10 protein-coding genes and 1 pseudogene are annotated in these 10,736 nt (G+C 67.0%); 4 read left to right on the forward strand and 7 right to left on the reverse strand.

Annotation, left to right across the window (positions count from 1 at the left end; genetic code table 11):
* Nucleotides 1–250: 250 nt before the first annotated feature.
* Nucleotides 251–436, reverse strand: a complete 186-nt coding sequence (locus ACWIHY_RS39515; protein WP_454381517.1) for a helix-turn-helix domain-containing protein — start codon at nt 434–436, stop codon at nt 251–253.
* A 212-nt stretch (nt 437–648) separates the two neighbouring features.
* On the reverse strand, nt 649–987 hold the full coding sequence (locus ACWIHY_RS39520; RefSeq protein WP_454381519.1) for a MerR family transcriptional regulator: 339 nt from the start codon (nt 985–987) through the stop codon (nt 649–651).
* Nucleotides 988–1,874: 887 nt separating this feature from the next.
* Here ACWIHY_RS39520 and ACWIHY_RS39525 point away from each other — a divergent pair.
* The 3 genes and pseudogenes from ACWIHY_RS39525 (at nt 1,875) to ACWIHY_RS39535 (ending at nt 3,092) form a co-directional block, all read left to right on the forward strand.
* A pseudogene (locus ACWIHY_RS39525) lies at nt 1,875–2,293 on the forward strand (ATP-binding protein).
* 244 nt (nt 2,294–2,537) lie between these two features.
* Nucleotides 2,538–2,894, forward strand: a complete 357-nt coding sequence (locus ACWIHY_RS39530) for a PRC-barrel domain-containing protein (protein ID WP_454381521.1) — start codon at nt 2,538–2,540, stop codon at nt 2,892–2,894.
* Between the two features lie 27 nt (nt 2,895–2,921).
* Nucleotides 2,922–3,092, forward strand: a complete 171-nt coding sequence (locus ACWIHY_RS39535) for a hypothetical protein (protein WP_454381523.1) — start codon at nt 2,922–2,924, stop codon at nt 3,090–3,092.
* Nucleotides 3,093–3,101: 9 nt separating this feature from the next.
* Here ACWIHY_RS39535 and ACWIHY_RS39540 read toward each other — a convergent pair whose 3' ends face one another.
* Both ACWIHY_RS39540 and ACWIHY_RS39545 read right to left on the reverse strand, forming a co-directional pair.
* A complete protein-coding gene (locus ACWIHY_RS39540; protein WP_454381525.1) occupies nt 3,102–3,524 on the reverse strand; it encodes a hypothetical protein in 423 nt (140 codons plus the stop codon).
* Between the two features lie 513 nt (nt 3,525–4,037).
* Nucleotides 4,038–6,020: an amino acid transporter gene (locus tag ACWIHY_RS39545; protein WP_454381526.1), complete on the reverse strand. Its 1,983-nt coding sequence runs from the start codon at nt 6,018–6,020 to the stop codon at nt 4,038–4,040.
* A 1,289-nt stretch (nt 6,021–7,309) separates the two neighbouring features.
* Between ACWIHY_RS39545 and ACWIHY_RS39550 the strand changes: the two genes are divergently transcribed.
* Nucleotides 7,310–7,900 carry a short chain dehydrogenase gene (locus ACWIHY_RS39550; RefSeq protein ID WP_454381534.1) on the forward strand — a complete coding sequence of 197 codons (591 nt, stop codon included), beginning with the start codon at nt 7,310–7,312 and terminating at the stop codon, nt 7,898–7,900.
* A 76-nt stretch (nt 7,901–7,976) separates the two neighbouring features.
* Here the strand turns inward: ACWIHY_RS39550 and ACWIHY_RS39555 are convergent, their stop codons facing one another.
* From ACWIHY_RS39555 to ACWIHY_RS39565, 3 genes are all read right to left on the reverse strand, one after another.
* Nucleotides 7,977–8,879, reverse strand: coding sequence for a helix-turn-helix transcriptional regulator (locus ACWIHY_RS39555; RefSeq protein WP_454381528.1), 903 nt, complete (start codon nt 8,877–8,879; stop codon nt 7,977–7,979).
* A 55-nt stretch (nt 8,880–8,934) separates the two neighbouring features.
* Nucleotides 8,935–9,813, reverse strand: coding sequence for a hypothetical protein (locus ACWIHY_RS39560; protein ID WP_454381530.1), 879 nt, complete (start codon nt 9,811–9,813; stop codon nt 8,935–8,937).
* Nucleotides 9,814–9,983: 170 nt separating this feature from the next.
* Complete coding sequence (locus ACWIHY_RS39565) at nt 9,984–10,670, reverse strand: hypothetical protein (RefSeq protein WP_454381532.1); 687 nt, start codon at nt 10,668–10,670, stop codon at nt 9,984–9,986.
* Nucleotides 10,671–10,736: the final 66 nt, after the last annotated feature.

The raw sequence follows: 10,736 nt of genomic DNA on the forward strand, positions 1-10,736 counted from the left end.
TCAGCGAGGTGATGTCCCTGACCGCCTGGCCCTGCGCGGACATCAGCACCACGATGGCCCGGCGCAACCTCACCGGATCCTTGGCGGTGCGGCTGATCCGCTGCAGCCGACGGCCCTCCTCCATGCTCACCGGCCGGACGAACACACTCGGTTGACGCCCCACGACCACCTCCAAGATCAGGCCCTGGAGACAGTCTGCTCACCCCCGAGCAGCACGTCGAATACCCGGCCGACGATGCGAGCCGAGCCACTAGTTGCGCGGTTCCGTGCCGCGTCGGCGTAGGGAGGTTCCGGACTCAGTGAGGATGCCGTGCACGAAGCCGTAGCTGCATGAGCTTGCTTCGGCGATCTTGCGAATGGACTCGCCGGCCTCGTAGCGGCTCTTGTACTCGGCCGTGATCTTGTCGCGATCCGATCCCGTGACTCGCTTCGGCATGATGGCAAACCCCTCGGGTGTAACGCCGGTTCGTGGGGTGATGATCGTAGAGGTGCGGCGGGCGGCGGGGGGTCGGTTCCAGCCAGCCTTGGACGGCTGTACTGCAGGACCGCCTGCCGCCCCTTTCGTGGCACGGTGCCGCCACCTACTGGGCACTTCCTCGTGAGCCCTACGCACCACCGCACTCTTGGTCGTTGGGCGCGGACTCACCCTCAGACGTCAGCTGTGTGCCGGGAGGTGGGGGGCGAGCCGCGCAGTTCTTCATTGATGCGCGCGGCTTCTTCGAGCTGGTCCTCGAGGATGACGATGCGGCAGGCCGCGTCGATCGGGGTACCGGCGTCGACGAGTTCGCGGGCGCGGGCGGCGATGCGCAGTTGATAGCGGGAGTAGCGGCGGTGTCCGCCTTCGGAGCGGAGCGGGGTGATGAGGCGGGCTTCTCCGATGGTGCGGAGGAAGGCGGGGGTGGTGCCGATCATCTCGGCGGCCCGGCCCATGGTGTAGGCGGGGTAGTCGTCGTCGTCGAGACGGCCGTAGGAGTCGTCTGCTGTCATCTGCACCTCTCTATGGAACGCGTGGAGGGGCCCTGGTGCCATATGGCACCAGGGCCCCGAAGGAACTTCTACACCATCTGCCGGCCCTGGTACTGCGCCGGCCTTCTGTGTCCGCAGACCCGACCGAGATGTTGTCGGGGGTGCGGGGATCGCGGTTGCTTGACCGGAGACCACCTCACTATCGATGTCCTGCGGTACCCGGGCTCATGACTTCCGCCCGGGCGATCCTGATGGCGCCTCATTCCTCCGTTCTTCCCTCTGTGATCAACTACCTACGAACGGGAACTGCGCAACTGCTGATACTGCGTACTGCTCCGTGGCCTGTGACAGCGCCACTCTTCGGCAGCCAGCCCCGTCGCCCGTCTTGCGTCTGCTCTGGCTTAGAACCCCACTGCCGAACCTCCCGGTGCGCGCGTCCGCAGCCGACGCCTTCACCGAGGTGCTGCTCACTGACTTCACTGCTGGGTACTGCGAACTGCACTTGCGGGTACTGCTAGCCACTGCGCTTTCTGCGGTACTGCTCACGGCGGCCCCTGATCACTGCGGGCCACCCGGTCCGGTCGTCAGTCCCGTCGCCGTCCTGCAACAACCCTGGCTTCGAAACTCCACCACCGCACCGTCCTGCGAACTGCAACTGCGGTATTGCTGCCCGGCAGTTCGTCTCTGCCAGGCCCTGCGGTCTCTCTGAGCTACGAGAGAAACCATAACCACACCACTGACCAATGTCTACTCCAGCCGACATAGATTCTCGTGCGTCCGACGGTGAGGTAATCGACCTCGAACAGCGATGGAGGACGGAAGTAAGCCGGGTTAACGGGCCGCAGCCGGGGCACAAGCCCCGGTCAGACAGGACCTGACATCGACGATCCAGAGACCGGGGTGACCTGATGGATACGACGAGCGTCAACGTCGCAACCCTCCGTTCGGCGACATCCGCAGCCGGCGCACGCGACAGCGCCCGGGAATTCCTCGAAGGTCTCGTACCGGCGCTCGCATCCGAGGCCGCCGACACGGTGGTCCTGGTCGTTTCGGAGCTCGTCACCAAGCCCTGCGCCACGGCGGCGGCACCTGCACCCTGGACCTGACCGCGCACCCGGACAGCATCGAGGTGGCCGTGCATGACCCGAGTCCGCAGGCTCCGCGCATGCGTACCCCCGATCTGAAAGGCGGCACCGGAGGCTTCGGCTGGCCCATGGTCAACCGCCTCGCCCGCGCCACCGCCGTGACCCGCCAGCCGACCGGCGGCAAGACCGTAAAGAGCCCTACTCCCCCGGTAACGCCAAGGCGCCGGCGCAGCCTTGGGTGACCAGCGGCCCCCCGAGGCCAGCCAGTGATGCCGCCCGATTTGCGTCGGCATCTGGACCAGTGCTCCTACTGCGGGACAGCTGTGGATCAGCTCGACCACTCAGGGCAGCGCCTGCCGCTCCTCCTCGCCGAAGCCGCCCGGTGGTGCAGGGAATTGCGGGTGTCCAAGCTGGTGTGGGCGGCCTTTGCGGGGCAGGCTGTGAAGTGCACGGGCTTCGGGAACATCGCGCGAGAGGGAACTTGTAATGATCCAGATCGCGGATATCCGTGAGTGGCGTACCCATGATGTCGTGGACACGGGCGGTCACAAGATTGGTGCGCTCGAAGCGGTCTACGTGGACACCAGCACCGACGAGCCGGCCATGGCCACCGTCCAGGTCGGGCTGCCCACCCGACGCCACCTGGTCTTCGTTCCGCTCGCGGGCGCGCTGGTCGGACCGGGTTACGTCAAGGTCGGCTACGACCGGTCGCTGGTGAAGAAGTGCCCGTCGATCGGCACGGACGATGTCCTGCCCGCCGAGGACGAGGCGGCGGTCTTCGCGCACTACGGCCTGCCGTACAAGCCCGGTACGAACGGTGAGCGTCAGCTCGCCCGGCGCTGACCCGCCCATGGAGGAGGTGCCATAGTCATGACGTTCTTCTTGCTCCTCGTCATCGCGGCGATCGTGCTGGGCTTCATCGGTGTCGTCGCCGAAGGACTGTTCTACCTGCTGATCATCGGCATCGCGGTGTTCGCCGCGGCCCTGGTCTACCTCGGTCTGCACATGCGGCGCTCCGGCCGACGCCGCCCGCTGCGCTGACTGGCCAGCTCAGCCTCGTTCGGCGACACACCGGGCTGATTCGTCCGGGCCGCCGACGTTGACATAGGGGCTGGACTGCCGACACCCGTGCTCCTCGGATCGAGCTGGCCAAAGCTCCGAGACGGGGAACACCGACCAGTCCCATGCGCCGTTGGCGTCCGTGTCGGCGAGGAGCACCAGGTCCTCCTCGCTCACGCGGGCCCGCCCGCGGGCCACTGCGAGCTTGGCCAGGTAGGCAAGGTGGAAGTCGTCGGGGAGGTCTCTGCCGCCCTGGGTGGCCCGGTGAACCAAGACCACGGTGTCGTCCGATCCGACGCGGGCCGCGACAAGCTCCTCGGCGGACGTGCTGAGGTAGGTGATGGCGTCGGAACGGATCCGACGGCTTTTCTCCGGCTCGCTATGACTTGGACTCAGCACCCAGACGTCGGCCATGGTCCCCTCCCGAGGGTCAGCGGTGATCATCAAGACCCATCCTCCACCCGGCCGGAGCTAGTACGACAGGACAACACCGGGGGTGATCGACGACGACTTCCTCACCTTCGCCCTCGCTCAAGACAGGCCCTCCAATACCTCGCGGCGGCGGGCAGTCGGGGCCTCGTGCAGCGTCGGGCTCGTGAGGCCCGCACGGGCGCAGGAGTGGCGGTCGCGAATCGGCGGCCTTGGCCACCCGCATCCCCCACTCCCGCAGCGACTTCATGCCTTATCTGCCTCTTCGGTGGTCACAGTCGCCGCACACCTTCGGCCGTGGATGGTCGTGCGGCGGGGCATATATGGAGCGCATCCTAGGATCGCCGACGGACGACGCGCGCTCGAGCTGGTCAGGAGAACGTGGCCGGTGTCGGAGCCATGAGAGACGCAAGGCCGCTCACGGTTGCTGCCCGCCGGGCGGGCAGCAACCGTACCTTCACGCGTCCGTGGTCCCTCCGGTCTGATCCCGGACGCGTCTCAGCCGCCGACGTGGATGCCGGGGCGGCGGGTGGGGTCGGGTTCGTGGCTGCGGATGATTTCGCGGGTGACCGGAGCGGTGTCGCCGCGGCCGATCAGGAAGTAGCGAAACATGTGCACCAGAGGGCTTCCTTCGGCCCACGCGAAGTAGCAGTGCGGCTGAACTCCCGTGGCGTCGCGCAGGGCCAGCAGGATCGTGGCGATGGCGTTCGGCGCGGCCGGGGCTTCGGCACGCAGGATCCGGTATCCGTCCACTTCGACGCCGCGGACGGTGAGGGTTTCGCTGAAGTCGGAGGGGTCGACGACGTCGATCTCCAGGAACAGCACGTCGGCGGGGCCGGGCACCGGGTTGGTGCCGCGCTGTTCGCGCTCCTTGTCGGAGTACTCCGCCAGGTCGCCGGCCTGGCGACGGTTGGCGATGATGTTGATGGAGTTGTCGTGGGCAAGGGTGTCGGTGATGAACCGGCGGGCGGCCGGGTCGAAGACGATGCGATCGGCGCGCAGTTCGGTGGTGCGCGAGACCCGGGAGATCAGTGACACGGCGATGATGCCGGCGATGAACATGCCGGAGATGGCGATGCCGTCGGGTTTGTCGACGATGTTGTACACCAGGGCGTAGAGCAGGATCGCGGTGAGCAGCGCGAAGCCTGTGGCGGTGGCGCGTCGGCGGCGGCGTACGGAGGAGACGGTGACGGCGAAGGCGCCGGAGACCATCATGGCCAGGATGCCGGTGGCGTAGGCGCCGGCCTGGGCGTCGACGTCGGCGTCGAAGGCGATGGTGATGACGATGCACAGGGCGGTGTAGACGATTACGACGGGGCGTACCGCGCGTCCCCACTCGGGGGCCATGCCGTAGTCGGGCAGGTAGCGGGGCACGATGTTGACCAGGCCGGCCATCGCGGATGCGCCGGCGAACCACAGGATCAGGATGGTGCTGATGTCGTAGAAGGTTCCGAACGCCTCGCCGACGTGCTCGTGGGCCAGCCAGGCCAGGGCGCGGCCGTTGGCCGCACCTCCCGGCTCGAACTCCTTTTCAGGGATGAGGACGGTGGTGACGAAGCTCGCGGCAAGCAGGTAGACGCTCATGATGAGTGCGGCGGTTGTCAGGAGCCTGCGGGTGTTGCGGATCCGTGAGCGCAGCCGCTGTTCGGCATCGGCACCCTTGGCGGCCACGAGCGGCATCATGCTTACGCCCGTCTCGAAGCCGGACAGGCCCAGCACGAGCAGCGGGAACGCCAGCAGCGCCGGCCGCATGAGATCGCCCAGGCCGCCTCCCTCGTCGCCGAGCGCGTCCGTCCACGCCGACCACGCCCCCGGCGTGGTGAATACGTCCACCAAACCGACAGCGATGACCACCGCGTTGAGTACAAGGAAGACCGCGACCAACGGGATGGCCACACTGACCGCTTCACTGAATCCGAGCAGGAACACCCCTCCGAGCACCACCAGCAGCGCCACCGTGAGAGCGACCTCGTGACCGTGCAGGGCCTGGGGGAAGAAGGGGTTCTCCACCACGTGCACGGACGCGTCCGCTGTGGACAGGGTGATCGTGATGATCCATGAAGTGGCCACGAACCCGAGCAGGACCAGAACGAACAGCTTCCCCCGCCAAAACGGGAGCAGGTCCTCCAGCATCGCCACCGACCCGGCTCCGTGCGGGCTCTCCTTGGCCACCCGCCGGTACATCGGCAGCATCCCCAGGAGGGTCAGCGCCACGATCAGAAGCGTCGCCAGGGGCGAGACCGCCCCGGCGGCGAGTGCCGCGATCGCCGGTACGTAGGCCAGGCTGGAGAAATAGTCGACGCCGGTCAGGCACATCACCTTCCACCAGGCGTGCGGCTCCGTATGTCCCTCACCGGCCGCCGGCCCGACCGGCTGCACCTGGTGCCGCAACAACCACCGCGCCATTCCCCCAGTGGGCTGTTTCCGCAACGCCGGGCTGTCCACCACTTCCGGCACGGCCAGTTCGTTCGGGTCGCTCATATCCCCCATCAACCTTTCCTCCGCCCCGGCACACATGGCCCGGCGGACACCGCGCTCACCAACCGCAACGATCACCGAGTATGCGACCTGCCGGCAGTACCCCCTTGGTGAGGGGGTACGTGTCGACCGTCCCCGTGCACGCCGCCTCAAGGATTCGTCCCTGGTGCCAACTCACAGCCGCCGGGTTATAGCCGGGCGCTGCGGCGCTCCCGCAGAGCGGTGCGCGCCTGTCGGGTGTCGAGCAGGAGTGAGAACTCTTCGAACGCGATGCGCTGCACATCCCCTGCAGTCGGCTTGTGGTCTCCAGCGCGTGCCCAGGCCAGTACCGCCGCGGAGAATACGGGAGCAGCAGCCCGAGACACGGTTCGGGCACAGAGCATCATCCGGAGCTGACCGGGCAGGCGATCCGGAGCGAGGCGGCCCGCCCGGTCCGGCGGCCGCTTCGCTCCCCCGCCCATGAGGCGTCGCCCCCTCTGGCGCTCGTACACGCCCGGGCCTTCTACCCACACAAGCTCAGCCAGAACGGCTTCAACCTCCGGCACAGGCGGCCTTCAACAGCGGGCCAAGCGGGGGTTCAGCGCCCACCAGGCTGTGAGTTACATGGCTCGAAGGCCGGCCGCCGCTGCGGCCGGCCCCTGGAGGCCCTGCTCCGAGCCAGTCCCACTCACCACACTCGGGTGCCCCCACGACACGGTCTTAAGCGGGCATTCTCCGAGCTGGCCAGTACAGCGTGGTGCGGGAACGGAGGTGGACGGAGGCCCCGCACCACGCTGTACTGCCGGCGCCACCACAGGCACCTGCTCGACAGCATGCCCCACCCCCAACGGCCCTGCCCTGACCGATACGGCGCTGCCCACCACGCTTCACCCGGCCGGACCCGTGCCCCGGGATTCACCCGCCCTGTTGAGCCGGTCGAAGGCAGAGACGTCATCGCCGGGCAGCCCCTCCCCGGGGCGCCGCCCGTTGCTGCTACGCAGCGGCGGGCAGATCGCGCCGGGAGTCGGTCGTCGCCTCAGGCAGGCCGGACTGTCCCACCCCGCGGGGGCCGGCCTCATTCACGGACCTGCGCAGGAGCCGGCGGTGCTCACGACCCCCGAGGGTCTTGTGGCGGTGGACTGTCTGCGATACCAGTCGATGCGGCACCGAGTGTGTGTTTCATTTGACCAGCAGGTGTACGCACACCGGTGGTACACCCAGCGGAGGGCTGGGTAAAGGTCACGATTCGGAGCAGTCTCGTCTGTATGGGCGCAAGGCCCTGAAAAGACAGAACGGAATAGATTGTGAAGATCATGGTTATCGGAGCGACTGGGACGATCGGGAGCGCGGTTGCTCGGTCTCTGGGTACCCGTCATGACGTGTTATCTGTCTCGCGTTCCAACTCCGGGGCACTGCGAGTGGATATCAGTGACCCGGCCTCCGTTGATGCTCTGTTTCACGAGGTGGGTGAGGTTGACGCAGTTGTGTCGTGCGCGGCCCACGGAGGCATGGCACCGCTGGACACCCCGGAGGACGAACGGTTTTGGAGTGGGCTCGACGCAAAGCTGATCGGGCAGGTGAATCTGGTCCGGAGGGCGTTGCCGCATGTTCGGGACGGCGGGTCAATCACTCTGACGAGCGGCCGGTTTACTGAGCCGGTGGCGGGAAGCTCGCTGGGTTTCCTGGTGAATGCCGGCCTGGAGGCGTTTGTGCGGTCAGCAGTCGTCGAGATGCCACGGGGGCTGCGGTTGAACGTCGTCAGCCCGGGCTGGGTGCGGGAGAGCCTTGCAGCTATGGGCTTGGATCCGTCCAGTGGCATCCCGGTGACACAGGTCGCTGACACCTATGTTGATGCCATCGAGGGATTGTCCAACGGACGGACGCTGGCTGTCAGTGCCCGATAGTCCAAGGGGCGTGACTCGGCCCGGCAGCGACGGGGGAGGCACTGCCGGGCCGAGGGTCCGTGCTGGAGCACGGACGTCAGGGGGATCGTTCGCCTTCCGGCGAAGCGAGCGTGCGCTCGAGGATCGGCGCGCTGTTCCTGAGGTCTGTCAGTAGCTGTAGCGCAGCTCCGGAGGGGGAGTCGCGTTCTGCCATAAAGACCGCGACTCGCTGGCCTTCTGCGTGGGGAAGTTCCAGAAGTTCGTTGTAGAGCGTCATGGAGCCGACCACGGGGTGGCGAAACTCGCGTGTCTGGTGTGGGACGCACGGGTGGACGGGGTGTGTCGCCCACAGCGAAGCGAATTCTGTGCTCTTTAGGGTCAGTTCGCCGATGAGACCGGTGAGTTCGGGGTCGTCGGGGAACCGTCCGGCGGTCAAGCGCAGGTCGGCCACTGTGTCCCGGGCTTTGCCGCGCCAGTCCGCGTACAGTTCGCGCGTGTGTTCGTCAAGGAACACCAATCGAGCGACGTTGGGGCGTTGCCAGGTCTGAGAGGGAGCTTCGAACGGCAGATGCCCGGCAATCAGGGCGTGTGCCGCGCGGTTCCAGGTCAGCACGTCGCTGTAGCGGCCGATGACCAGTGCGGGAGTATCGCGGAAGGAGTCGATCAGTATCTGTGCGCTGGGACGCAGTTGTTCCGGCCGTCGACGCCTGCGCGTTTTGGGCAGTGGACGGGCGAGGCTGTGCAGGTGGGCACGTTCGGCTTCGTCGAGCTGGAGCACCCGTGACACAGCGTCCAGCACGGCGTCAGAGGCGTTTGGGCTCTGACCCTGTTCGAGCCGTGTGTAGTAGCCGGCGCTGACGCCGGCGAGCTGGGCCAGCTCCTCACGGCGCAGGCCAGGGACCCGCCGTCGGCCCCCGTAGTCGGGTAGGCCGACGTCTTCTGGCCGCAGCCGTGCCCGCCTGGTCCGCAGGAATTCTCCCAGTTCGGATTTCCGCTCCATGCCCACCAGCATGCCCCTCGTCGTCATCTCGTGCCTGTACCTGTCAGATGCAGGGTCAGCCGACCGCCTCGACTACGCGGTCGGTCCACTTCGCGAGGAGCCGTTGCGAGTCTTTCTGGCTGCTGCCCTCGGCGTACACGCGTGTTATCGCTTGGGACTGGTCGGGAAGGACCAGGGCCCAGCCACCGTCGGGTTCGATGATGCGCACGCCGTCCGTGGTCGTGTCGAGAACGTGGTCTCCGCCGGTCTCGGCGATGTGCCGCATGACCACGCCTTTGACGGACCACGGTGTGGTTATCTCCCGTTGCAGCACGTGGTCCTGTGGGAGCTGTGACTCGAGGCGGCTCAGCGGTTCGGCGGAACCTGCCAGGTGGCTGACTAGGCAGACCAGTGCTGCGGCGCCGTCGAAGGGCGCACCGGTGCCGGGCACCATGTAGCCACCAGCACCATCGCCGGCGAAGATCACGCCCGGCGCTGCGGCTGCCTTTGCCAGGGCGGCAGGCGATGTGCTGGCCCACTTCACGCGCGCGCCGTACGCTGCCGCCACGGTCTCCGCCGTGCGGGAAGCGGTGACTGGCAGCACGATGTGGCCGCCGCGGTGGTGGCGTACTGCCAGTAGGAGTTGGACAAGCACGGCGCGTGCGTCATCAACTGTCTCGCCCAGGTCGTTGACGAGGGTCAGGCGTTCCCCGACCGGGTCGAAGCGGGCCCCGAAGTTGGCTTGTGAGGATCGGACGAGTTGTCCGAGTCGGGAGAGTGCTTCTACGCGTTCGTCGGCGGTTTCGGTGGGGTGGGAGTCGTCGATGCCCGCGTTGACCACGAGTGTTTCGATCCCCAGCTGCCCCACCAGGTCGGCCAGAATGTGGCTCGCGGTGCCGTGCGCGGCGTCGACCACGATCTTGATGTCGGAGCGGGCAATCCTGTCGATGTCCATGGTTTCGGTTAGCGACTGCGCATACTCAGCGATGGCGTCTGTGGTATGGGTGATGGCTCCGATCTCGCCGGGGAAGGCGCGACGGTACTCCTGGCGGGCGTAGACGCGGTCCAGCTTCCGCTTCGCGGTTTCCGAGAAGTCGGCTCCGTTGGCGTCGACGAATAGGATTTCTACCGATTCCGGCAGGCCTGGAGCGGTGCGTACGTAGATTCCGCCCGCGGCGCCGTGGCTGCTTGCCGCCGCAGCACGGGCATGGTCACCGTACGCAGGTCCTGTACGTGTATCGCGCCGGCTTGGAGAGCGGAGGCCATGCATTGGGCCAAAGCTCGTGCGCCGCGTGAGTGGTCGCTGGCCAGGGCGACGGTGTCGCCCTTCTTGAGGGTGCTCGCGTAGGCGCTGGTGAGGCGTACGGCCAGCTCTGGGGTGATGTCGACGTTGAGGATCCCTCCGACGCCGCGGGGGCCGAAGAGCTGGGCTTGGCCACGGGATTCCCACACGACGGAGGTGTTGACCCGCGCTCCGTCCTCGATGGTCTTCGAGGGGTAGATCCGCACGCCCGAGACGACGACGGCTCCGTCTCCGACGGTGCAGTTGTCACCTATCACTACGGCGGGTTCCAGGCGGGCACCACGCATTACGGCGGTGCCCTTGCCGACGACGCAGGCGTTCAGCAGTGCGCTGGGTCCTACGTATACGTTCTCGTGGAGGACCGCACGTTCGACGACGGCGCGTTCCGCGACGACGCTCCCCTTGCCGATTACCGTGTGGGGGCCGATTTCTGCCTTTGCCTCGACGCGGGTGTACGCGCCGATGGTCAGCGGCCCTCTCAGAGGGCGTTTATCCAGGTCAGGCCCCATATGCGGCACTGGTTCCTGTCCTGCTTTGAAGGCTTTCTCTCCATAAGGGGCTAATGAACTTCCCCG

The organism is Streptomyces sp. NPDC055287 (assembly GCF_053646035.1).

What these genes read in the sequence shown, in the direction of transcription:
- ACWIHY_RS39530 (WP_454381521.1), top strand. Translation starts at nt 2,538, where the DNA reads ATGATCCAGATCGCGGATATCCGTGAGTGGCGTACCCATGATGTCGTG.
- ACWIHY_RS39565 (WP_454381532.1), bottom strand. Translation starts at nt 10,670, where the DNA reads ATGGGGCCTGACCTGGATAAACGCCCTCTGAGAGGGCCGCTGACCATC.
- ACWIHY_RS39550 (WP_454381534.1), top strand. Translation starts at nt 7,310, where the DNA reads ATGGTTATCGGAGCGACTGGGACGATCGGGAGCGCGGTTGCTCGGTCT.
- ACWIHY_RS39535 (WP_454381523.1), top strand. Translation starts at nt 2,922, where the DNA reads ATGACGTTCTTCTTGCTCCTCGTCATCGCGGCGATCGTGCTGGGCTTC.
- ACWIHY_RS39515 (WP_454381517.1), bottom strand. Translation starts at nt 436, where the DNA reads ATGCCGAAGCGAGTCACGGGATCGGATCGCGACAAGATCACGGCCGAG.
- ACWIHY_RS39545 (WP_454381526.1), bottom strand. Translation starts at nt 6,020, where the DNA reads ATGAGCGACCCGAACGAACTGGCCGTGCCGGAAGTGGTGGACAGCCCG.
- ACWIHY_RS39540 (WP_454381525.1), bottom strand. Translation starts at nt 3,524, where the DNA reads ATGGCCGACGTCTGGGTGCTGAGTCCAAGTCATAGCGAGCCGGAGAAA.
- ACWIHY_RS39560 (WP_454381530.1), bottom strand. Translation starts at nt 9,813, where the DNA reads ATGGACATCGACAGGATTGCCCGCTCCGACATCAAGATCGTGGTCGAC.
- ACWIHY_RS39520 (WP_454381519.1), bottom strand. Translation starts at nt 987, where the DNA reads ATGACAGCAGACGACTCCTACGGCCGTCTCGACGACGACGACTACCCC.
- ACWIHY_RS39555 (WP_454381528.1), bottom strand. Translation starts at nt 8,879, where the DNA reads ATGGAGCGGAAATCCGAACTGGGAGAATTCCTGCGGACCAGGCGGGCA.